The 22465-nt window shown below is 58.2% G+C and carries 18 protein-coding genes; 11 read left to right on the top strand and 7 right to left on the bottom strand.

Annotation, left to right across the window (positions count from 1 at the left end):
• Window positions 1–166: 166 nt before the first annotated feature.
• The 7 genes from Q0915_RS31390 to Q0915_RS31360 form a co-directional block, all read right to left on the bottom strand.
• On the bottom strand, window positions 167–922 hold the full coding sequence (locus tag Q0915_RS31390; protein WP_299484286.1) for an SDR family oxidoreductase: 756 nt from the start codon (window positions 920–922) through the stop codon (window positions 167–169).
• A gap of 20 nt (window positions 923–942) precedes the next feature.
• On the bottom strand, window positions 943–1827 hold the full coding sequence (locus Q0915_RS31385) for a dihydropteroate synthase (protein WP_299484285.1): 885 nt from the start codon (window positions 1825–1827) through the stop codon (window positions 943–945).
• 82 nt (window positions 1828–1909) lie between these two features.
• Window positions 1910–2311 carry a dihydroneopterin aldolase gene (locus tag Q0915_RS31380; RefSeq protein WP_299484284.1) on the bottom strand — a complete coding sequence of 134 codons (402 nt, stop codon included), beginning with the start codon at window positions 2309–2311 and terminating at the stop codon, window positions 1910–1912.
• Between the two features lie 104 nt (window positions 2312–2415).
• Window positions 2416–3582: a mannonate dehydratase gene (gene uxuA, locus Q0915_RS31375; RefSeq protein ID WP_299484283.1), complete on the bottom strand. Its 1167-nt coding sequence runs from the start codon at window positions 3580–3582 to the stop codon at window positions 2416–2418.
• Window positions 3583–3606: 24 nt separating this feature from the next.
• Entirely contained in the window at window positions 3607–4347 is a 741-nt protein-coding gene (locus Q0915_RS31370; RefSeq protein ID WP_299484282.1) for an FCD domain-containing protein, read from the bottom strand.
• Complete coding sequence (locus Q0915_RS31365; RefSeq protein WP_299484281.1) at window positions 4344–6161, bottom strand: glycoside hydrolase family 2 TIM barrel-domain containing protein; 1818 nt, start codon at window positions 6159–6161, stop codon at window positions 4344–4346. Before Q0915_RS31365 ends, Q0915_RS31370 begins: the two co-directional genes overlap by 4 nt.
• Before the next feature lie 26 nt (window positions 6162–6187).
• Window positions 6188–7171, bottom strand: a complete 984-nt coding sequence (locus tag Q0915_RS31360) for a TRAP transporter substrate-binding protein (RefSeq protein ID WP_299484280.1) — start codon at window positions 7169–7171, stop codon at window positions 6188–6190.
• A 240-nt stretch (window positions 7172–7411) separates the two neighbouring features.
• Between Q0915_RS31360 and Q0915_RS31355 the strand changes: the two genes are divergently transcribed.
• The 11 genes from Q0915_RS31355 to Q0915_RS31305 all read left to right on the top strand — a co-directional run bounded on the left by Q0915_RS31355 (window position 7412) and on the right by Q0915_RS31305 (window position 22452).
• Window positions 7412–7930 (top strand): TRAP transporter small permease, encoded by a 519-nt coding sequence (locus tag Q0915_RS31355; protein WP_299484289.1) that lies wholly within the window; start codon window positions 7412–7414, stop codon window positions 7928–7930.
• Between the two features lie 26 nt (window positions 7931–7956).
• Window positions 7957–9258 carry a TRAP transporter large permease gene (locus tag Q0915_RS31350; RefSeq protein WP_299484279.1) on the top strand — a complete coding sequence of 434 codons (1302 nt, stop codon included), beginning with the start codon at window positions 7957–7959 and terminating at the stop codon, window positions 9256–9258.
• A 9-nt stretch (window positions 9259–9267) separates the two neighbouring features.
• Window positions 9268–11655: a TIM-barrel domain-containing protein gene (locus Q0915_RS31345; RefSeq protein WP_299484278.1), complete on the top strand. Its 2388-nt coding sequence runs from the start codon at window positions 9268–9270 to the stop codon at window positions 11653–11655.
• 2 nt (window positions 11656–11657) lie between these two features.
• Complete coding sequence (locus Q0915_RS31340; protein WP_299484277.1) at window positions 11658–13100, top strand: mannitol dehydrogenase family protein; 1443 nt, start codon at window positions 11658–11660, stop codon at window positions 13098–13100.
• Between the two features lie 16 nt (window positions 13101–13116).
• Window positions 13117–14523 carry a glucuronate isomerase gene (uxaC, locus tag Q0915_RS31335; RefSeq protein WP_299484276.1) on the top strand — a complete coding sequence of 469 codons (1407 nt, stop codon included), beginning with the start codon at window positions 13117–13119 and terminating at the stop codon, window positions 14521–14523.
• A 125-nt stretch (window positions 14524–14648) separates the two neighbouring features.
• Window positions 14649–15899 carry an MHYT domain-containing protein gene (locus tag Q0915_RS31330; protein ID WP_299484275.1) on the top strand — a complete coding sequence of 417 codons (1251 nt, stop codon included), beginning with the start codon at window positions 14649–14651 and terminating at the stop codon, window positions 15897–15899.
• 443 nt (window positions 15900–16342) lie between these two features.
• Window positions 16343–17209 carry a xanthine dehydrogenase family protein subunit M gene (locus Q0915_RS31325; RefSeq protein ID WP_299484274.1) on the top strand — a complete coding sequence of 289 codons (867 nt, stop codon included), beginning with the start codon at window positions 16343–16345 and terminating at the stop codon, window positions 17207–17209.
• 32 nt (window positions 17210–17241) lie between these two features.
• Window positions 17242–17742 carry a (2Fe-2S)-binding protein gene (locus Q0915_RS31320; protein ID WP_299484288.1) on the top strand — a complete coding sequence of 167 codons (501 nt, stop codon included), beginning with the start codon at window positions 17242–17244 and terminating at the stop codon, window positions 17740–17742.
• Window positions 17739–20159 carry an aerobic carbon-monoxide dehydrogenase large subunit gene (locus tag Q0915_RS31315; RefSeq protein ID WP_299484273.1) on the top strand — a complete coding sequence of 807 codons (2421 nt, stop codon included), beginning with the start codon at window positions 17739–17741 and terminating at the stop codon, window positions 20157–20159. Before Q0915_RS31320 ends, Q0915_RS31315 begins: the two co-directional genes overlap by 4 nt.
• A 207-nt stretch (window positions 20160–20366) precedes the next feature.
• Window positions 20367–21248, top strand: a complete 882-nt coding sequence (locus Q0915_RS31310; RefSeq protein WP_299484272.1) for a MoxR family ATPase — start codon at window positions 20367–20369, stop codon at window positions 21246–21248.
• 4 nt (window positions 21249–21252) lie between these two features.
• Window positions 21253–22452 (top strand): VWA domain-containing protein, encoded by a 1200-nt coding sequence (locus tag Q0915_RS31305; RefSeq protein WP_299484271.1) that lies wholly within the window; start codon window positions 21253–21255, stop codon window positions 22450–22452.
• Window positions 22453–22465 lie beyond the last annotated feature (13 nt).

Here is a 22465-nt window from a genome sequence, read left to right as displayed (position 1 = left end):
TCACAAAACCCTGTCGCCAGCAGCAACGCCGCCGTCGATGAACGCGGTTATACGCACACAAAATCATACCGTCAACACATGATTTGAATTTTTTCCGAAAAATTTCCGACGCTTCAGATCGGTGGATATTAACCATGCGTTAGCTAATTCGTTTCCGCTCGCCGCACTATCCGATGGGCGAGTTTCCGAAGCCCATAAGCCTCTGACCGGCGTCAACTACGAAGGTATGGCCGCTTACTTGCCTGGCCTCTACCAGATACTGAACCGCACCAACGATGTCCTCCGGCCCAAGACCGGGACCGAGCGGCGTGAGTTTCTGACGGCTGTCGAAATTTTCCTGGGTCTGATCGCTTGGAAGAATGAGACCGGGTGCAATGGCGTTGACTCGAATTCTCTTCGGTCCCAGCTCGAAGGCGGCAAGCCTGGTCGCCCCTTCAAGCGCGAACTTGCCGCAAAAATAGCTGAAACGTTCCGGCGATGCCGACATCATTTGTGTATCGAGCATATTCACGATGGATCCGTTCTCCGGGAGTGGATCCTGGTTTGCAAATGCCTGCATCAAAAACACCGGTGCAGCCGCGTTGACATTCATCAGGAACTGCCAGCTCTCAAGGGTGAGATCATGCAGATTGTCCGTGTTGAATGCGGAGGCGGAATTAACCAGCACGGAAACCGGGCCTCCAAGGGCTGCCGATGTCTCGGCAACGAGTTCACCCGCGAGTTCCGGACGGCTCAGGTCCTTTTGCAGCAAGACCGCACGGCCGCCCGCAGAAACGATCTCGTCATGGAGCTCCTGCGCGCCGCCAACGGACGCATTGTAGTGAAGCCCGATGGCGTAGCCCTTGTCCGCCAGACCTTTGGCGATCGCCTTGCCGAGACGTTTTCCGGCCCCTGTTACCAAGGCAATGTGATTGGCTGCCATTTTATTACCCCCAATTGGCGTCAGGCAAATTCCTGCAGGTTCAAAACCGGCTGCACCCGTGACACTTCGTGACTGCGCACCAGATTTGCCTTTGACATCACCGCAATCGTCGCTGCGCTCGTTTGCGCGACACGCACCTCGTCCCGGAAGAGATACACCGCCCCGGTCAGTTGCACGGTGACCGGCCAGCCAAGTGCGCGCAAACGGAAAGACTGCAGGATACTGTCGGTCTGATACCGGATCCTGTCCGGACCGTCAGGCAAATGCAATGCGAAACCGAAGCCGGGATCCACCCAAAGACGTTCCACGCCTGCATTTGTGGCAATGTCGATCCGTTCCCTGAAGAATGTCAGCTGATGATCGAAGATATCTTCGGCCGGTGGGAGGTAATCCGCAGAGCGGGCATTCTCTCCCGGCGTGTAACACAGGACGATGCCGGCTTGATGAGATGCGATGGACTCGTAAAAGGCGCTGTCATCGACACGCCCCGTCAGATTGATCACGCCGGCACCGGCTTCCAGGAGCGCAACGCCCACCTCTGGATGATAGGTTTCAACAGAGACCAGGATCTTCTCGTCCGCGAGCGCCTTGACCACCGGACGCATTCTATCGATCTGCCGCTCAATCGAAACGATATCAGCCGTTTCACCCGTCGACTCGGCTCCGATATCCACCATCGCCGCGCCCTCCAGCGTCATACGCCGCCCACGGTAAAGTGCTGCTTCAAATGTGTGGCAGACCGTTTCGCGGTAAGTGCTGTCCGGCGAAAGGTTCAAAACACCCATCTGGTAAGTTCGATCTTCGAAACGGCGGCCGAATTTAGGAAACTCAAATGTTCGAACCGGCGTTTCAAGAGCATCACGATACTTGAGCCAAAGTGGTAGAAGGCGGTCGGCGGATATCATTAAAGCAGGTCTCCGGAGGGATCAGTAAAGGCGGGAAGGATCAAACGGGAAATAGGAAGCGCCGCCAAAGCGGCAAGTCACATCAAATCCGCTTGCGCGTGATCCGGATACCGACACCGTCGGCATCCTCGAAAATATCCGGTTTTGTCACCTTCACGCTCACCCGTGCAGCAAGCGGGTTGGTAAGGACAAATTCGGCAATCAACTCGGCCCATTCTTCGACAAGATCGACATGACCTCCGTCCTGCGCCTTGTTCTGAATGAAGGTCACGGTATCCGCATAGGACACGAAGGTGCCGTTTTCGCGCACCATGTCGCGGTAGTTGGCGACGGTTTCAATTTCAACGTCAAAGCGGACGGCTTGCCGACGCCCCTTCTCGCTGTCCAGAATGCCGATTTCAACCGGCAGGGTCAGATTTTCGATCAATATCGTATCGGCGCCGTCTTCGACGAGCGTGCCTCTGTCTTCCGTACTGTCGGTCATCAAGTATCTCACCCCTAAGGTCGTGGTCATTGTCACGACAGGGATTTAACCGGAAGCGTATTCACGTCAAGGGATGCGGTCGCTTTGATAAACCGGCTTCGGCCTTAAAGACGTTCATATGCGTCGACCGCTTTGAGTACGCCGCGCAGCTCTGACAACCCTCTGAGACGCCCGATGGCGGGATAGCCTGGCGTGGAGGTTCCGCTGAGATCATTCAAGATCCTGTGCCCGTGATCGGGGCGCATTGGAATGTGTTTACCGGTCCGCGCCTCAAGTTTCCGCAAGGCCCGAATGATTGCAATCATGTCGATATCGCCTTCGAGATGCGCGTCTTCATAAAAGCTGCGCGGGTCGTCTTCGCGCCGGGTTGCTCTTAGATGCGCAAAATGAATGCGATCGCCCAGCCCTGCCACGATCGCCGGAAGGTCGTTGTCCGGATGAACGCCGAGTGAACCTGTGCAAAGCGTAAATCCGTTCGCCGGAGAGGCATTCATGGATGCAATGCGCTCCAGATCACCCAGGGTGCTTGCAATCCGGGGCAGTGCGAAGAGCGGGCGGGGCGGATCGTCGGGATGCAGTGCCAGAACGGCACCAGCTTCCTCGACAGCCGGAAGGACCACGTCCAGGAAATTCCGAAGATGCTGGAAATGGTCTTCCCTGTCGATGCCCCGATAGGCCGCAAGACGGTCCTTGAATGTCGCAAGCGTGTAGCTTTCCTCAGAACCGGGGAGACCGGCTATGATGTTGGCCGACAATCGGTCCCGGTCTTCTGATGAACACCGTGCCAGGAAGGCTTCGGCTGCCGAGATGTCCGTGTCGCTATAGTCTGTCTCGGCGCCCTCCCGGTCCAGAATGAACAGGTCGAAGGCAGCAAAGGCGGCAAATTCGAAGCGCAGCGCCCGGGCGCCGTCGGCGAGCTCAAAGTCAAGATCGGTGCGGGTCCAATCGAGCACGGGCATGAAGTTGTAGCAGATTGTCGTAATGCCCTGCCTGGCGAGCGCTTTGGCGCTTTTCGCCCAGTTTTGCGCCCAGCGCTCCCAGCCAGGTGCACCCGTCTTGATATCTTCATGAACCGGAATGCTCTCGGCAACCACCCAGGTCAGCCCCGCGCCCTCAATCATCCGGCGCCGTGCTGCGATCTCCTCCTCAGGCCATAAAGTACCGTTCGGAATTTCGTGCAAGGCGGTCACGATGCCGGTAGCACCGGTTTGCCGAACATCTTGCAACGAGACAGGATCGTCAGGTCCGAACCAACGCCAGCTTTCGATCATCGCCTTGCTCTTTCTTGTCTTTCATTAAGGTGAAGCAACCGCCGGCGTGTAGAGATACCCGTCGAACTCCGGATCCCCGACATCGGAGAGCTCAAGCAGGGTCAAACGCACATTTTCAAGATGTTGCCACATGGCAAGGCGGGCCTGCTCCGCATTGCGATGCCGAAGGGCTTCCAGAATAACTGCGTGATCATCGAGCCACCTGGTCCGGTAGCTGAGATCGAAGATCCTGTCATGCAGTCTCGCCCACATGGAACTGTTTTCACGTTTGGTCCAAAGGTCTTCGACATGATCGACGAGAACGCTGTTCTGGGTCGCTTCGGCGATCTGAAGATGGAACTGCCTGTCTGCGAAATAATCTTCGACACCGTTTTCGATCGCCCTGCGTTCTATCTCAAGCGTCTCGCGCAGCTGGATGATATCGTTTTTGGTAATTGTCGATGCTGCAAACCCGGCAATGCTGCTTTCAAGAAGCTGGCGCGCCTGCAGCAGCTCAAACGGGCCGAAATCCTGTTTCTGCACATTCAGCGAGATCTTTTCTCCGGCCGCGACATAGCTGCCGGAGCCCTTGCGGACATCAAGATAACCTTCGATTTCCAGGACAATGAATGCTTCGCGGACAAGCGACCGGCTAATCCCCATTTCAAGGGATATCTGACGCTCGGTCGGAAACTTGTCGCCGGGCCGGTATCCTTCTTCCGTAATTCGCCGGGCGAGCAATTCGGCGATTTCCTGATAACGGCGTTTTGTACCGTCCCGCGTCATGAGGCCTTCCTTGCGCTCTCCTCAAGGGCTGCTATCTCACGATAGTACTCCGCCAGAATTTGGAACGCTTTTTTCTTGGTTTTCTTATCGGCAGCTATCAAGCCTTTATGGTTATATCCGTTCTGGAAGATATTTTGTCTGCGTTCAACACGAAAATCGTAAAGTATCCACGGGGACATGCCCTTGACGTAGCTCAGCTGGCGCAATGTGGAAATCTGTTTCCGATACACGTCGGCCATGTAATCTTCGCTGAACAACCCCTTCGCTGGTCCCTTCGGGCCAATGACGCCATCGGCCCCGGTCTCCGAAACCACTACTGGCCGGTCCGGATTTGAGTTCTCGCCGATCTTGGCGAGATCTTCAAAATTTTCCTCGTACCAGCCGTAATATTCGTTGAGCCCAATGACATCGATGTAGTCGGCAAGCCGGTCTTCAATCCGGTTGTTGGCGTGGTTGACGAGGCAGGCTGCCGATGTCAGGCGGGTCGGATCCATGTGCCGTGCCGTTTCCGCAAGGTTTTTCATGAAATCCAGACGCTCATCGGTATCCGGATTTTCATTGCCGACCGACCAGATGATGACGCTCGCCCTGTTGCGGTCCCGTTTGATCAATTCCTTTAGCTGGTTTTCGGCATCCCGGTAAGTCGCCGGATTTGCAAAATCGATCGCCCAGTAGACCGGGATCTCTTCCCAAAGCAGAAACCCGAGTTCATCGGCAATTTCGGCAGCACGTTCGTGATGCGGATAATGCGCCAGGCGCAGATAGTTGCAGCCGAGCTCTCTCGCATGTTCAAACCGGCGGCGCAGGTCTTCTTCTGTTGTCACCTTGCCGAGCACAGCATCGTCTTCATGAACGGAAATTCCGCGCAGGAACTGTGGCGCACCGTTCAGCACGATGTCGGTGCCGATCCGTTCAATCTGACGGAAACCGACCCGGTCTGACACCCGATCTTCACCGAACGCCAGGCTGACATCATAAAGAGCCGGCGTGTCAGGGCTCCATAGCCGCGGCGCTGCGGAAATCGTTACACGGCCGCCACCTTCACGGATGGAAATGGTTTCATCGATCGACAGTTCGGGAATAGACAGACGGGCTTCGCCTGACTGCGCACCGGATATCGACACCTCGGCACATATCTTCGAATAGGTTCCGTCAGGAACAAGATAGAGGAAGAAATCCGAAATCAGAGAGGCAGGTGTTTCGAACACGCAGACCTCGCGGTAAAGGCCGCCGTAGTTGAACCAGTCCGTGTTGTGCATCGGCACCCGGTCTTTAGTACGGATGTTGTTGACGCAGGCCATGATCCAGTTCCTGCCCTTGTGCAACTTGCCGGTCACCTCCACACAAAACGGCGTCGACGCGCCATAGTGGTTGCCAAGGAAGTCACCGTTCAGGAAAATCTTGCAGTCGTAGCCCGCCGCGCCGAAACGCAGAAACTGCCGTTTTTCGCCATCCACATTATCCATGTCGAGAGGGCGCGTATACCAGGCGCTGCCTTCGAAGAAGTACCACTTCTCCTTGAGCATCGCCCAGTTGGAAGGAACCGGCACGGTTTCACCCATATAGGGATCGTAGTCCCAGGGCTCCGTGCGGTCTTCGGGTGCCTCCGGCAGCATGGAAAACCACTTCTGCCGGAGGCCGGTGTCCAGGAGATCGACGCAAAACGTCCACTCACCGTTGAGACTTTCAGATGGCCGTCCGCCCATAAAAATCAGACCGTCATGGTTCAAAGACTGCGTGTTGAACGGGAGATCGTAGTCTTCGTCATGAAGCGCCTGAAGCGCATTGTCTGCAAGTTTGGAGCGTTCGAGCATCGGTCCGGTCTCTGGCCTGGAGCTTCTTATTGCGGCGCGATCGCCTTGATGCGGCCGATCAGGTCAGCCACCACAGGAGACTTCTTGGCAGCTTCCTCGTGCATCGGCAGAACCGCTTCAATGAAAGGACCCTTCTCGACCTCGATGAACTTTACCCCGAGCTCGCTCTTGGCGGTTTCAACGGCGGCCGCACTCATCGCGTCCCACTGTTCACGGTGGAAGTCCATGGATTCCCGCGCAGCTTTGGTGAGCGCTTCCTTGTGCTCGTCTGACAACTCGCTCCAGGTCTTGGACGAAATCATCACGACGGACGGAATCATCGTATGGCCGTCATCGGAATAGACCTTGGAAACTTCGCCGTGACGCGCGGATGTCAGAGCCATCGGATTGTTTTCAGCGCCGTCGACAACGCCCTGCTGAAGCGCGCTGTAGAGCTCGCCCCAGGCGATGGGTGTCGGGTTTCCGCCCAGCAACTCCACCATGCGGATCGCAGACGGGCTTGGCTGAACGCGGATCTTCATGCCCTCGAGGTCGGCTGGCGATCTGATTTCCTTGTTGGCATAAAAGGAGCGCGCACCCTCGATATAGAAGGCAAGACCGATAAAGCCCTTGTCTTCGGACGCTTCCAGAATGTCGGACCCGATATCGCCGCTCAGAACGTCGTAGTAGTGATCCGCGTTGACGAAGATATAAGGCAGATTGAGAGCACCGTAGGACTCTTCAAACGCCTCGAGCTCCGACGCATTGGAGCGGGCCATGTCCAGCGACCCGTTCTGCATCAGCTCCATGGATTCGCGCTGCGTACCAAGCTGGGCATTCGCGTAGATGCGGATCTTGAGATCGCCGCCGGTCGCCTCTTCCAGCTTCTCCGCCATGAATTCCATGGACTTGTGCAGCGGGTGGTCTTCCGGGTTGTTGTGATTGAGACGCAGGGTCTTTGCGTTGGCAGCCGAACCCATTGCGACAACGCCTGCAGCCAGGACGGCCGCGAGCTTTGCAAACTTCATCATGATTTCCTCCCACGTGCAGTCCGGTCTGAGAGTTTCACCCGAAAAGGGCGTGTCGCCGGCTGCGGTTTTCACAGCGTCGTCTGCTGCGGATGGCAAATTGTTCGTCCAATTTTGCAAATCAGTCAACCTTTTTTATAAAATTGGTTGACCAGTTTTGTTTCATGTCGCATGTCTAGGGCAGCCACGCTGTGTGACATTGAATATGAAACCAGTGCCCGGCCCGGGAGGACTGTCGTGAACATGATCACCAGAGGTGTGGATCTGATCCTGCGCCTCGTCATTACCGTTGCATTCGCCATATTGGTCGCCTGCGTTATCTGGCAGGTCTTCTCGCGATATGTGCTGGAAAGCCCCAGCACCGTCACCGACGAGATGGCTCGCTTTCTCTTCATCTGGGTCGCACTTCTCGGAGGGGCTTATACGTTGGGTCAACGGCGTCACCTGGCCATTGACCTGCTGCCGCAAGTGGCAAGCGGCAACATCCGTTTGACGGTCAACGCGGCGATCATTGTCGCAATCGCCACGTTTGCGGCCCTTGTGATGATTTATGGCGGGATGGATCTGGTGAACCGCACTCTGGCCACCGGTCAGGTCTCGCCAGCGCTCAGGCTGCCGATGGGTCTGGTCTATGTCGCGATCCCGTTTTCCGGGATCTGCATTCTCTACTACTGCCTGACATTCCTCGCCGATCTCTTCCGCGACGGGCGTGGACCGAATGATCAGGAAAGCGCGCCGAAGCCCGGCGGGCCGCTTGATTAGCTGTGACCAGGATTTGGGGAAACTAAATGGATATTCAGTCTGTCCTGGTTCTGTTTGGGACGTTCGCTTTACTCATGATCCTGGGAGTTCCGATCGCCTTTTCGATCGGACTGGCTGCGTTTGCCACCTTCCTCCTGTTCATGTCTTTCGATCAGTCAGTCTACATCGTTGCACAGCAGGTTGCCTCCGGGCTCGACAGCTTCACGCTGCTCGCCATCCCGTTCTTTATCCTGGCTGGGAACATCATGAACCGTGGCGGCATCGCGATGCGCCTGATTGAGTTCGCCAAAGTCCTGGGTGGACGGCTGCCGGGCGCCCTTGCTCATTGCAATGTCATCGCCAACATGATGTTCGGTTCCATCTCGGGGTCCGCCGTTGCATCCGCCGCAGCGGTTGGCGGCGTCATGGCCCCCTTGCAGAAAAAGGAAGGCTACGATCCGGCCTATAGTGCCGCCGTCAACATCGCGTCCTGCCCGACCGGCCTTCTCATCCCGCCAAGTTCGACATTCATTGTCTATTCGCTCATCACAAACGGCACATCGGTCGCGGCCCTTTTCGTCGCCGGTTACATTCCGGGGATTCTCATGGGGCTCAGCCTCATGGTTGTCGCTGGCATCATCGCAAAACGGCGTGGTTATCCCGTCGCCGAGCGTCCGAGCGGAGCAGAAGTCGTGAAAAAAGCGGCCGATGCCGTGCTCCCCCTCGGCCTCATCGTCATCGTCATGGGTGGTATCATTGGCGGTATCTTCACGGCGACGGAAGCTTCTGCGGTCGCGGTTGTCTACACACTGTTTCTGGCCATTATCTGGTATCGGGAGATCACCTGGAAAGAAATGCCGGGGATCATTCTGGAAAGTGCGGTGACGACGTCGATCGTGCTTCTCATGATCGGCTGCTCGATTGCCATGTCCAAGGCGATGGCATTTGCCGATATTCCGTATTCAATCTCGGATGCGCTTCTGGCACTATCTGAAAATCCGATCGTCCTTCTGCTCATCATCAACATTGCATTGCTGGTTGTCGGCACCTTCATGGACATGACGCCGGCACTCCTGATCTTCACGCCCATCTTCCTGCCGGTCGTGGAAGATCTTGGCATGGACCCTGTCCATTTCGGCGTGGTGATGACGTTCAATCTCTGTATCGGGATCTGCACACCGCCCGTCGGGTCGGCGCTGTTCGTCGGCTGCTCGGTTGGAGGTGTGAAGATCGGGCAGGTCATCAAACCCATGCTCGGCTTCTACGCCGTTCTTGTTTCACTTTTGCTCGTGATCACCTACTTTCCGGGCCTCAGCCTGTTCCTGCCGCGCGTTCTCCTCGGCTACTAGGACTAATCCATGAAAGCGCTTCAGAACTGGACCCTCAAAGACAGCACGAAGAGCAGCATCTCGCTGCTCGTCGAAGATCGTCACAGTTTCACGGCAACCGTTCTGGAGCATGATCTAATCCGGATCACGCTTCTGAAGGACGGGGCTTTCAGGCTGGACCGTACCTGGGCGATCGCACCGGAAAAGGACGTGCCGTTCGAGGGGCGCAAACGCGAGGATATGAGCGGATTTTCCTGTCCCTCGTTTCGGCTGACTGAGGCGGAGGACACGGTCACCCTGGAAACGGACACTCTGCGCCTGACAATTGGTCGACCACTTTCGCTTGTCTGGGAAGCCCGCCGGACCACCTCGGACGCCTGGCAGGAAATTGCTCGGGATCGTCCGCTCAACGCCTATATGATCGGACGCAAGGACCACCGGAACCAGCATTATATGCGCCGTTATGGCGACGAGCGGTTTTATGGCCTCGGTGAAAAGGCCGGAGCTCTGGAGCGTTCCGGACGGCGTTTTGAAATGCGCAACCTCGACGCGCTTGGCTACGATGCCAGGAGCACCGACCCGCTCTACAAACACATCCCGTTCACGATAACCGACCGGGGAACACGCGGAGCCTACGGGCTCTTCTACGATACGCTGGCGACCTGCTGGTTCGATCTGGGCAACGAAAAAGACAACTACCATCCACCCTTCCGCGCCTTCCGCGCCGAAGATGGCGACCTGGACTTTTATTTTTTCTGGGCGCCGAACGTACTTGACGTTGTCAAAAGGCAGCACTGGCTGATCGGTGGAACCGCGTTCATGCCGCGCTGGGGGCTCGGCTATTCCGGCTCTACCATGGCCTATACAGATTCAGACAATGCTCAGGAGCGCGTTCGGACCTTTCTGGATAAGCTCGAGGAAGAGGACATCCCCTGCGACAGTTTCCAATTGTCGTCCGGGTATACGGCCATTGAAGGCAGACGATATGTCTTTCATTGGAATACGGACCGTTTTCCGGATGTAGAGGCCCTGACATCGTCTTATGCGGATGCCGGCATCAACCTGATCGCCAATATCAAGCCGGTGCTTTTGGACGATCACCCGCTTTATGAAGACGCACAGGAGGCCGGTCTCTTCATTCGCGACAGCGAGAGCGGCGCTCCGGAACACTCGCCGTTCTGGGATGGCACCGGTTCTCATCTCGACTTTACCAATCCCGGCACTGTCGCCTGGTGGCAGGCCAATGTGACAAGTAAGCTCTTGAATAGGGGCATCAAAAGCACCTGGAACGACAACAACGAATATGAAGTCTGGGACGATGATGCGATCTGCGCCGGTTTTGGCGAGCCCATTCCGGTCAGTCTGATCCGTCCCCTGCACAGTCAACTCATGACGCGGGCGTCGTTTGAGGCTCAAAAACAGGATCAGCCAGGAAAAAGGCCCTATCTCATTTCGCGCTGCGCTTCGCCCGGAACACAGCGCTATGCGCAAACCTGGACGGGGGACAACTATACCAGTTGGGAAACCCTGCGCTGGAACATTCCCATGGGTCTCGGTCTCAGCCTGTCCGGCTTTTACAACACAGGTCACGACGTTGGCGGCTTCGCCGGTCCCAGGCCGGAACCTGAACTGTTCCTGCGCTGGGTCCAGAACGGCATCTTCCATCCAAGGTTCACAATCCATTCCTGGAATGACGACGGCACGGCAAACGAAGCCTGGATGTATCCGGAAATCACACCACTGGTTCGGGACGCATTGAAACTCCGTGCGCAGCTGATCCCGTATCTCTACACCCAGCTTTACTGTGCCGTGGCAGATGGTGAACCGATCCTGCGTCCACTCTTTCTGGATTACCCGGGCGATACTTCGTGCAGGCATGCGGAATTTGATTTTCTGCTTGGCCGGGACCTCCTCGTGGCAACCGTCGTTGAACAAGGGGCCAGCTATCGGACAGTCACGCTGCCAGAAAATGGAGAGGGTTGGTGGGCCTTCGACGGCAGCACCTGGTATCCGGGCGGCGAAAAAATTGACATCCCGGTGACGCTTGAAAGCATTCCTCTTTTTGTCCGGGGCGGTGCCGTGCTGCCTATTGCGGCGGCAAATCTTCGTTCCGACCCGTTGCATGACCGCGAGCGCACCTGGAGGATTTATCCGCAGGCCGTCAATTGCGGGACAAGCCTGTCCCGTGCCTACGACGATGATGGTAGTTCAGCCGAAGCACTCGGCGGCCAACATTCGCTCACCACGTTTGAGCTCTCCAGGGACAACGCACAAGTCCAACTCACCTGGCGGCGGTCAGGCGACTGGCAACCTTCATTTTCGAACGTTCAGATCTGGCTTGCCGGCCAGACTGACCTTATCGTCAATCGCATCGCGCATCACGCGGGCGACACCATAGATTTCAACGCTGCAAGATAGTCATGTCCAATAAAACCTCCGAACTTGAACGCGTAACCTACGACCGCACTGCCCTGCGCCCCAGACTGCTTCACATCGGTTTCGGAGCGTTCGCGAAAGCGCACGTGATGGTCTATCACGATGAATGGCTGCGATCTGAAAAATCGGATTGCGGTGTTGTTGCGGTCCGGCTTCATTCCGGCGAAGCCGAGCTCACAAAACTCGACAGGGCAGACGGCCTCTTTGCGATCGGAGAAATGCAGGATGATGACCTGGCACTGCGTGAGATCGGGCCGGTTGTCAGAACGTTGCATCCCAAGCGGGACGGTATCAGCGTGCTGATTGAGCAGATCGCCGACCCGCGTCTCACGGTGATCACGCTGACGATCACCGAAAAAGGCTATTGTCTTTCCGAGGGGCATCTGGACCTGAAAAATGCAGCGATTGCGCAGGACTTGACTGCGGAAGGCGATCCGACGACGGCAATCGGCATCATCGCAACGGGGTTGCAGCGCCGTATGACGACAGGGTGCGAAGGCCTGACCATACTCTCTTGCGACAATCTTCCGGCGAACGGAAAACTGTGCCGACAGGCAATCCTTGAATTCGCCGAACGGCTCGATCCGGCGCTGAGCGGCTGGATCGAAAGGACATGCCGCTTCCCCTGCTCGATGGTCGACAGGATCACGCCGGCAATGACCGAGGCTTCCCATCAAAAGCTGGAAGCGGCACTCGGCCACCCTGACCCGAATGGCATCCTATGCGAACCATTCCGCCAATGGGTGATTGAAGACAGCTTTGCCGGAGAACGGCCGGGTTGGGACCAGGCAGGAGCTCAGTTTGTGAGCGACGTAGCCCCGTTTGAGGACATGAAGCTGCGTCTCCTGAATGGCTCACATTCTTTCCTGGCTTATCTTGGTGCGCTCGCGGGAAAAGAAACGATTTCGGATTGCATGGCCGATCCGGTGTTCAAGACGGCAGCAAAGAAACTCATGCTGAGCGAACAGGCCAAGACCCTCGAAGTCCCACCCGGCGTCGACATACCCCGTTACGCCGACGCGTTGATCGAGCGGTTTTCGAATTCGGCCCTGCATCACAAGACGACGCAAATTGCTTCTGACGGCAGTCAGAAGCTTCCACAGCGGCTGCTGGCCCCTATCAGCTGGCACATCGAGCATGGCAGTCCATTTCCGCTCACCGCTCTTGGTGTTGCGGGCTGGATGCACTACTGCCGTGGCCTGTCCGAAACCGGCATGCCTCTGCCTTTGAATGACCCGCTTGCCGCTCAGATTGAAGACCTGGCGGCCCGCGCAAATGGCGCCGACTATGTGGAACACATGTTGTCGCTGCAGCGGGTTTTCGGCGAAGACCTGCCGGCATCAGCTCATTTCACCAGACAGATCCGGTCCGCCTATGACCGGATCGGCTCCGACGGGGTCGTGAACGCGATCACCGCTTCCCTCTGACACCCGGACGCAGATCATGACCGCACCCTTTCTTGGACCAGACTTCCTGCTCGACACACCGTCAAGCCTGCGTCTCTACCACGAGGTTGCAGCACCGTTGCCGCTGGTCGATTTTCACAATCACCTCGATCCGGCGGCCATTGCCGGCAACCGGTCCTGGAGCTCCATAGGTGAAATCTGGCTGGAGGGTGATCACTACAAATGGCGGGCCATGCGCTGGAACGGTGTGCCGGAAGAGCTTGTCACCGGCGATGCCGATTTCCGGCAGAAGTTCGACGCCTTCGCGGCGACTGTTCCGCATTGCCTTGGCAATCCACTTTATCACTGGACCCATCTGGAACTTAAGCGATACTTCGGCTGGAACGGAGTATTTGGGCCCGAAACGGCAGACGAAGTCTGGGAGATCGCCAACGCAAAACTGGCGGAGCCGACCCACAGCGCGCGCGGTCTGCTTCATCAGATGAATGTCGGCTATGTCGGTACCACAGATGACCCATGTGACGACCTGACATTCCATGGAGAAGCGCTAAGGGATCCGGACCTGGGTTTCAAAATCGCCCCGAGCTTCCGGCCCGACAAAACCCTTGCACCGTCGGACAAGGGGTTCGCGGGCTATTGCCGAAAGCTCGGTACCGCTGCGGAGATGCGCATTGAACGTTTTGAGGACCTGATCGGTGCGCTGATCAAACGGCTGGATCATTTCATCACGCTTGGCTGCAAGGCCAGCGATCACGGTCTGAGTGAACTGCCACCGTTTTCAAGTCGCTCTTCGAGTGACCTCGACGACATTCTCGCAAGTGCCCTGGAGGGCGACCCGGTCTCCTCAAGGGATGAAGCCGATTTCAAGGCAGCTGTCCTGATCGAACTGGGACAGGCTTACCGACAGCGCAACATTGTGATGCAGTTTCACATCGGCGCATCCCGCAACAACAGCAGCAGGCTTCTGGAGGGCATTGGTCCCGATACGGGCGGTGATTCGATCTCCGATAGTCCGGTCGCCGGTCCGCTCAACAGTCTGCTTGATCAGATCGACAGGCGCGGCGGGCTCCCACGAACAATCCTCTATTGTCTCAATCCGGCATTGAACGAAGTAATGGTGACGATAGCAGGCAACTTCCAGGACGGCTCGGAACCGGGAAAAATCCAGTCCGGACCTGCATGGTGGTTCAACGATCAGCTTGAAGGTATGGAACGCCATCTGACGCAGGTCGCACAAATGGGGCTACTGTCGCGCTTCATCGGGATGCTGACCGATTCTCGGTCGTTCCTGTCATTCCCTCGGCATGAATATTATCGGCGGCTGGTTTGCCGGATTGTCGGGCACTGGACAGAAGACGGCAGCATTCCCAACGACACCACCCTTGCCGATGGCCTGATCCGGCGGATTTGCCATGAAAATGCACGGGACTGGTTTTTGCAATAAAAGCAGCGCGGTAAGTGCCGGTCTGACGAAGGTCATGATTGCTGGCTTTCTCCCTTTACCCTATCATGCAGTGTTGAGACCCGGTCCGGAGGCAGGAGCGGGCAACGAGGGAGGAGAGCCTCGGCATGACAGTGACGCACGAGCCCTGGCTCGTTGCGCTTTCCCTGGTGATGGCCTTTCAGGGAAGCTTTGTTGGCTTAAGCTTGGCGGTGCAGGTCAGAAACGCGGTTGACCCAAGACGCCGTCTGCTTCTTGTGGGAGCAGCTTTGACGCTCGCACTTGCCATCTGGTCGATGCACTTCGTGGGGATGCTTGCAGTAAAGTTTCCGCTCGGAGTGGACTTCCTTGTCCTGCCGACACTGTTATCATTCCTTGTTTGCGTTCTGGTTGTCGGGGTCGCCGTTTTCACCGCCAGCAACCGCCGTCTGACGTCCATCCGGCTTGGATTGGCCGCGTTTGTCATGGGTGCGGGCATTTGCACCATGCATTACCTCGGCATGTATTCCCTGCACACATCACTGCAGATGGCTCACAATCCAACCTATGTTCTGGCAAGTTTCCTGATCGCCTTCAACGCGGCCGGACTATCGCTCTGGCTCTTGTTCGGGCTGGGCAAACGGCCGCCGCTGGTAGTGTCGGCAGCGGTTATGGCTCTGGCCATTGCAGCCATGCACTATACAGCCATGACCGGAATGACCTATGAGCTGACCCAAAATGCCGACACCTTGTCTGCACCCTCACTCGGTCCAGGCACCCTGGCCATCTTTGTGTCCTGCGTTGCTTTCCTTGTATCCGGCCTTTTCCTTCTGGCGCTCGTCCCAAGTGAAACGGTTGCGCCCATACAGGCGGGCACCGTAGAGGACCAGCCGGTCTCGGATACGGTCAATGTTGCCGGGATTGAAGACACCGATCACGTGCAAGCGGCAGAAGATCCGGCACGCAGGCCTGCTGCCGGCCTGCAGGCGGTCACGCCCAGGCCAAGAGTGTCGGCCCCCGCTTCCAGGCGCACGCTGCCGATCGAACGCGACGGGCAAAAAACGCAGATCAGCGTTTCAGAGATTTCCGCCATTCATGCCGATGCTCACTACACCAAGCTCTATGATGGCGAGCGGGAGCATTTCTGCCCGCTTTCGATCAGCGAAGCCGAACAGCAACTTGATCCCAAGATTTTCAAGCGAGTCCACCGAAGCCACATCGTGAACCTTTCCCGGGTTTCCAGTTTCAAACGCTCCGGTGACGGGGGCGTGCTTATACTGGAAGGCAGCGATGCGCAAACGGTTCCGGTCAGCCGCTCCAGATGGAGCCGTATCCGAGAGAAACTGACAGCCCTTTCAGACAACTCGGACCAGCAGGATCAGGCCGCCCCCGCTCAGTAGCCCAAATAGGTTCAATCCTGTTGAACCCGATGTTTGCAGCGCAACAATATCGATTTTTTGCCGCCATTCGTGCAATTTTCACGAAATACGTCTCTTTCAAAGCCAATACGGACCTAATCGCGGCAACAAAAACTTAGTGACGATTTATCGTGGGCTTTCCCTAAATCGCTTCATTTCGAGGCGCGTGCAACTCGTGAAATACGTCAGCCATTCTGACGCATTTCGTGCGTATGGCAACCGCCTTCGATGTATTGCGCGCGGTCTTCGGTGAATGCTGTCTTGAGTGTGCAGCGCACCCCTTATCACCCTAGTGGCATGTGACATTCTGCCACCTGCGCGTGGCGGTCTGTGGTTTTGCCGTTCGACTGACACTGGACCCGACAGGCAGCGAACGGCGCCCTGTTCCGGAGACATCCGGGACGGCGAATGGGAGGAGAGAAAACGTGATCCCCGGTGAATTCACCTATCACAGGCCATCATCGGTGGCCGAAGCCATTGCCATCCTGGCAAGCCACGGCGACGAAGCCAGGCCCTTGTCGGGCGGCCACAGCCTGATCCCCATGATGAAACTGCGCATGGCGGCCCCGGAACACCTTGTTGATCTCGGCGGTATAGCCGACTTGAAAGGCATCAGCGAGGACGGCGGAACGATCACCATCGGGTGCATGACCACTCAGCATGAGCTGATCGGATCGGATCTTCTGGCCGACAAGCTTCCGATCATCAGGGAAACGTCCCTTCTGATCGCAGATCCGCAAATCCGTTACATGGGAACGCTCGGCGGAAACGTCGCCAACGGGGATCCGGGCAACGACATGCCGGGCCTGATGCAGTGCCTTGGAGCCACTTACGTCCTGACCGGACCGGATGGGGACCGCGAAGTTGCCGCGCGCGATTTCTACGAGGCCGCCTACTTCACGGCGCTGGCGCCGGAAGAAATCCTGACAGCCGTCAAAATTCCGGCTCCTCCGGCAGGACACGGCTACGCCTATGAAAAGCTCAAGCGCAAGGTAGGCGATTATGCCACTGCCGCAGCAGCGGTCGTGCTGACAATGACCGGCGGCACCGTCGCGAGCTGTTCGATCGCCCTTACGAATGTTGCCGACACGCCGCTCCATGCCGCGGATGCAAGCGACATCCTGACTGGCTCAACTCTGGACGCGTCGACGATCGCGAGCGCTGTCGCTGCTGCCGAAGCCATCACCGATCCCGCATCGGACGGGCGCGGCCCGGCGGAATACCGCACCAAGATGGCCGGCATCATGATGCAGCGTGCCCTTGCCCGCGCCGCGGAACGCGCAAGCGCCTGAGACCCTGATCGAGGAAGAAATTCATGAGTGACATTGAACAGATCCCGGTCACGGTGACCGTCAACGGAAAGAAGGTGCAGCGATTTGTGGAAGCGCGCACCCTGCTGATCCACTTCTTGCGCGAAGAACTGAATCTGACCGGCCCGCATATCGGCTGCGAGACCTCGCATTGCGGTGCCTGCACCGTCGAAATGAACGGCATGTCGGTGAAATCCTGCACCCTGTTTGCCGCCCAGGCGAACGGTGCGGAGCTGACAACAATCGAAGGAATGGCCAATCCGGACGGCACGTTGTCGGCCCTTCAGGAAGGCTTCCGCCAGATGCACGGTCTGCAATGCGGCTTCTGCACGCCCGGCATGATCACGCGCGCGCACACGCTTTTGAAGGAAAACCCGAATCCGACGGAAGAAGAAATCCGTATGGGAATTGCCGGGAACTTGTGCCGCTGCACCGGCTACCAGAACATCGTCAAGGCCATCCAGTATGCCGCTGATCAGCTCAATCAGCCTGAAACCCAGGAGGCTGCAGAATGAATGACATGACCCCGACACGGGAACAGCGCGAAGCCGCCCTGGAAGGCATGGGCTGCAAGCGCAAGCGCGTGGAAGATGTCCGCTTCACGCAGGGCAAGGGCCAGTATGTGGACGATCTGAAACTGCCGGGCATGGTGTTCGGTGATTTCGTCCGCTCCCCCTACCCGCACGCCAAAATCACCAAAATCGATGCCACCGAGGCCCTGAAAATCCCGGGTGTGATTGCGGTTCTGACCGCCGAGGATCTCAAGGGCGTCAATCTTGCCTGGATGCCGACCCTGGCGGGCGACGTTCAAATGGTCCTGGCCGACGGCAAGGTTCTCTACCAGAACCAGGAAGTCGCCTTCGTCGTTGCGGAAGACCGCTACATCGCGGATGACGCCATCCAGCTGGTGGAAGTGGAATACGAGGAGCTGCCGGTTCTGGTCGATCCGTTCAAGTCCATGGATCCGGATGCTCCTGTTCTGCGTCCCGACCTTGAAGGCAAGACGGAAGGCGCACACGGTCCGCGCAAACACCACAATCATATCTTTAACTGGGAAGTCGGCGACGAGGACGAAACCGCAAAGGCATTCGCCGAGGCGGACGTGACCATCAACGAGATGATTTCCTATCACCGCACGCACCCGTCGCCGCTGGAAACCTGCCAGTGCGTCGCGTCCATGGACAAGGTGAAGGGTGAACTGACCGTCTGGGGCACGTTCCAGGCCCCGCACGTGATCCGCACGGTCGCCTCGCTTCTGTCGACGATACCGGAGCACAAGATTCACGTGATCGCGCCCGATATCGGCGGTGGTTTCGGCAACAAGGTGGGCGCCTATCCGGGCTATATCTGCTCGATCGTCGCCTCCATCGTCACGGGCGTCCCGGTGAAATGGGTCGAAGACCGGATGGAGAACCTCTCCACCACGTCCTTTGCCCGCGACTACCACATGACCACGGAAATCGCCGCCAAGAGCGATGGCACCGTGACCGGTCTGAAAGTGCACGTCCTCGCCGACCACGGCGGCTTCGATGCCTGTGCCGACCCATCCAAATGGCCGGCAGGCTTCTTCAACATCGTCACCGGGTCCTATGACTTCCCGGCAGCGCACCTGTCGGTGGACGGTGTGTACACCAACAAGGCTCCGGGCGGGGTTGCCTACCGCTGCTCTTTCCGCGTGACGGAAGCCGCTTACTGCATCGAGCGGGCGATGGATATTCTGGCGCAGAAACTGGACATGGATCCGGCCGACCTGCGCATGAAGAACTTCGTCAAGGCGGATCAGTTCCCGTATCAGTCGGCGCTCGGCTGGGAATACGACAGCGGCGACTATCACACCGCCATGCAGAAGGCGATGGACACCATCGGCTATCGAGAGCTGCGCGCCGAACAAAAGGCCAAGCAGGAAGCCTTCAAGCGCGGCGAAACCCGCGAGATCATGGGCATCGGCGTGTCGTTCTTCACCGAGATCGTCGGTGCGGGCCCGTCGAAAAACTGCGATATTCTCGGTGTCGCCATGTTCGACAGCGCGGAGATCCGCGTGCACCCGACGGGATCGGTGATCTCACGCATGGGCACGAAGTCCCAGGGCCAGGGCCACGAAACCACCTGGGCCCAGATCATCGCGACGGAAATCGGAATTCCGGCCGCGGACATCATGGTCGAGGAAGGCAATACCGATACGGCGCCCTATGGCCTTGGAACCTACGGCTCACGGTCGACACCCGTCGCCGGTGCCGCCATTGCGCTTGCCGCCCGCAAGATCCGCAACAAGGCCCAGATGATCGCAGCGCATATGCTGGAAGTCTCCGAATATGACCTTGAGTGGGACATCGACGGGTTCCAGGTCAAAGGCAATCCGGAAGCGCGCAAGTCGATGAAGGAAATCGCATGGGCGGCCTATCATGCGCCGCCACCGAACATGGAGCCGGGCCTGGAAGCAGTCAGCTACTATGACCCGCCCAACATGACCTACCCGTTCGGTGCCTATTTCTGTGTCATGGATATCGATGTCGATACCGGCGTTGCGTCGACACGGCGCTTCTACGCCCTGGACGACTGCGGCACCCGCATCAATCCGATGATCATCGAGGGCCAGGTCCATGGCGGGCTAACAGAAGCCTTCGCGATCGCGATGGGTCAGGAAATCCGCTACGACGAGATGGGCAACGTGCTCGGCGCTTCGTTCATGGATTTCTTCATCCCGACCGCTGTTGAGACCCCGCACTGGGAGACCGACCACACGGTGACACCGAGCCCGCATCACCCGATCGGTGCGAAGGGTGTCGGCGAAAGCCCGAATGTCGGCGGTGTTCCGGCATTCTCGAACGCGGTCAATGATGCCTTCCAGTTCCTCGGCAGCACCCACATCCAGATGCCTCACGATTCATGGCGTGTCTGGCAGGCAGCCAAGGATCTCGGCGCACACGGCTGAACGAACAGGTCATCGCGGGACGGCACCCCCTCACCACGCCTGTCCCGCGATGCTCTACTTCCATCAGTCCAGGGCTTGACGATGGAATCCATGCCGTTGACGTCCTGCTGCAAAGGCCATCGGCGCGTTGCACGGGAACGGCCCGGATTGCCGGATCAGGCCTGGCAATGACCAAGACAAATAATTCAGGTGACCAAGACAAAACGGATGACCAAGACCAGGGAACAATTGGCGAAGGCGCTTTCGGAAACCGGCTATGTCGCAGATGACGGGCTGGCAACGGCGCTGTTGCTGACGGAGATGCTGAACCGGCCGCTCCTTCTGGAAGGGGAAGCGGGCGTCGGCAAGACGGAAGTCGCCAAGGCACTCGCCAAACTGGAAGACACCGATCTCATCCGTCTGCAATGCTATGAAGGTCTCGATCGCTCGGACGCGATCTACGAGTGGAACTATCAACGGCAGCTTCTCGCCATCAAGGCGCGCGAAGGAACCGGAGCGGCGGCAGAGCAAGTGGAAGAGGCCGTCTTTTCGGAAAAGTACCTGCTGGAACGCCCGCTCCTTGCCGCCATCCGCCAGGAAAAACCGCCGGTTCTCCTGATCGACGAGGTCGACCGGGCTGACGAGGAATTCGAGGCGTTTCTGTTGGAGATCCTGTCGGACTACCAGGTCTCCATCCCGGAGCTTGGCACCGTTGAGGCGACCAGTATTCCGCGCGTCGTCCTGACATCGAATGGCACACGCGAGCTCTCCGACGCGCTGCGCCGGCGCTGTCTATACCATTATGTCGACTATCCGACCCCAGATCGCGAGGCGCGCATCCTGCTGGCACGCATTGACGGCCTCGACGCGGCACTCGCCCTCCAGATCGCCGAGTTGATGGGCAAGTTGCGCAAGGAAGACCTGACGAAAGTACCGGGTGTCGCCGAAACAATCGACTGGGCTGCCGCGCTGCTCGGATTGGGCACGAAGAACCTCCACGAAAGCCGGGAACTCGTTTTCGACACACTCGCCTGTGTCCTGAAGACCCGCGAAGACCAGTCGCGCGTCACGCAGGAAGTCACAGACCGTCTGCTGGGCAAGGTGGCGTGAAGCGATGGCTGCCGCCGCGACATTGACGAGCGAAGACATCGGTGCCGCCCTCCGGCTGCGCCTTGCCGGATTCGTCCGTTCGCTCAGGGACAGCGGCTTCAAGGTCGGCCTCGCCGAAACACAGGATGCCCTTCGGCTTCTTCAGACACCGGCGGTGCGCAAGTCCCACACCCTCAAACGTGCTTTCCGGTCCCTCTTTTGCGGCCGGTTGTCGGACTGGAAAGTGTTCGATGAGCTTTTCGATGCCTACTGGGCCGGAAAAGGCGTCAAGTCCGGGGTCAAGGTGTCTGGCACCAGCTCGAAAAAGAGCCTGAAGACAATCCGGGAACTGATGGACGCGCAAGGCGCGCGCCAGGACACGATTGCCGGTGACGTTGAACGGCAACCAGGCGAGGAAGACGAAGACACCGACGACAGCCCGTCCGGGCGGCGGGAAGGGGCAAGCATTGCGGACAATCTCGGCCAGGTCGACTTCCGCAAGATGCAGGATCCGGAAGCGATAGCGAAAGCGCATGAACTGGCCGAGCGTCTCGCCCGGTCCATGCGGGTGCGTCTGACGCGCCGGGACAAGCAGAAGCGCAAGGGACCCCGCCTCGATCTTCGCAAGACGATACGGCACTCGATTGCACATGGCGGAACGCCGATCGAGCTGATCCGAAAGGGGCCGCGCCAAAGGCAATTGCGGCTGGTGATCCTGCTGGACGCGTCGGGCTCGATGAACAATTACACCGCTGTCTTCACCCGCTTCGTGCATGGCATGCTGGACAGTTTTCGCGAAGCCGAAGCCTTCCTGTTCCATACACGCCTGGTGCATGTCTCGTCCGCGCTGTCGGAGCGCGACGCGGCACGGGCGCTCGACCGCATGGGGTTGATGGCCCAGGGCGTCGGCGGCGGCACCAAAATCGGCGAGGCACTCGCCGAGTTCAATCGCTGGCACGCGGCAAGGGTAATCCATTCACGCACCTGCGTCCTGATCCTGTCCGACGGCTATGACACGGGCGCGCCGGACGCCCTCGGTGATGAAATGGCCAAGCTCAGACGGCGCTGCAAGCGCATCGTCTGGCTCAATCCGCTGATCGGCTGGCAGGGCTATGAACCGACGGCCGGCGGCATGCAGGCCGCCCTGCCCCATGTCGACCTGTTCGCGCCAGCGCACAATCTCGACAGTCTCGCGGCGCTCGAGCCTTATCTGGCGAAGTTGTAATCCCATGGGAGAT

The sequence above is a fragment of the uncultured Roseibium sp. genome, assembly GCF_947494555.1.
Lineage (GTDB): Bacteria > Pseudomonadota > Alphaproteobacteria > Rhizobiales > Stappiaceae > Roseibium.
The sequence above is the reverse complement of the archived record's forward strand: the minus strand, read 5'-3'. Positions and strand labels throughout refer to the sequence as shown.

Bases quoted from the DNA above. Each gene is read 5' to 3' on its own strand.
- Q0915_RS31390 (WP_299484286.1), bottom strand. From the start codon at position 922: ATGGCAGCCAATCACATTGCCTTGGTAACAGGGGCCGGAAAACGTCTC.
- Q0915_RS31385 (WP_299484285.1), bottom strand. From the start codon at position 1,827: ATGATATCCGCCGACCGCCTTCTACCACTTTGGCTCAAGTATCGTGAT.
- Q0915_RS31380 (WP_299484284.1), bottom strand. From the start codon at position 2,311: ATGACCGACAGTACGGAAGACAGAGGCACGCTCGTCGAAGACGGCGCC.
- uxuA (WP_299484283.1), bottom strand. From the start codon at position 3,582: ATGATCGAAAGCTGGCGTTGGTTCGGACCTGACGATCCTGTCTCGTTG.
- Q0915_RS31370 (WP_299484282.1), bottom strand. From the start codon at position 4,347: ATGACGCGGGACGGTACAAAACGCCGTTATCAGGAAATCGCCGAATTG.
- Q0915_RS31365 (WP_299484281.1), bottom strand. From the start codon at position 6,161: ATGCTCGAACGCTCCAAACTTGCAGACAATGCGCTTCAGGCGCTTCAT.
- Q0915_RS31360 (WP_299484280.1), bottom strand. From the start codon at position 7,171: ATGATGAAGTTTGCAAAGCTCGCGGCCGTCCTGGCTGCAGGCGTTGTC.
- Q0915_RS31355 (WP_299484289.1), top strand. From the start codon at position 7,412: ATGATCACCAGAGGTGTGGATCTGATCCTGCGCCTCGTCATTACCGTT.
- Q0915_RS31350 (WP_299484279.1), top strand. From the start codon at position 7,957: ATGGATATTCAGTCTGTCCTGGTTCTGTTTGGGACGTTCGCTTTACTC.
- Q0915_RS31345 (WP_299484278.1), top strand. From the start codon at position 9,268: ATGAAAGCGCTTCAGAACTGGACCCTCAAAGACAGCACGAAGAGCAGC.
- Q0915_RS31340 (WP_299484277.1), top strand. From the start codon at position 11,658: ATGTCCAATAAAACCTCCGAACTTGAACGCGTAACCTACGACCGCACT.
- uxaC (WP_299484276.1), top strand. From the start codon at position 13,117: ATGACCGCACCCTTTCTTGGACCAGACTTCCTGCTCGACACACCGTCA.
- Q0915_RS31330 (WP_299484275.1), top strand. From the start codon at position 14,649: ATGACAGTGACGCACGAGCCCTGGCTCGTTGCGCTTTCCCTGGTGATG.
- Q0915_RS31315 (WP_299484273.1), top strand. From the start codon at position 17,739: ATGAATGACATGACCCCGACACGGGAACAGCGCGAAGCCGCCCTGGAA.
- Q0915_RS31310 (WP_299484272.1), top strand. From the start codon at position 20,367: ATGACCAAGACCAGGGAACAATTGGCGAAGGCGCTTTCGGAAACCGGC.
- Q0915_RS31305 (WP_299484271.1), top strand. From the start codon at position 21,253: ATGGCTGCCGCCGCGACATTGACGAGCGAAGACATCGGTGCCGCCCTC.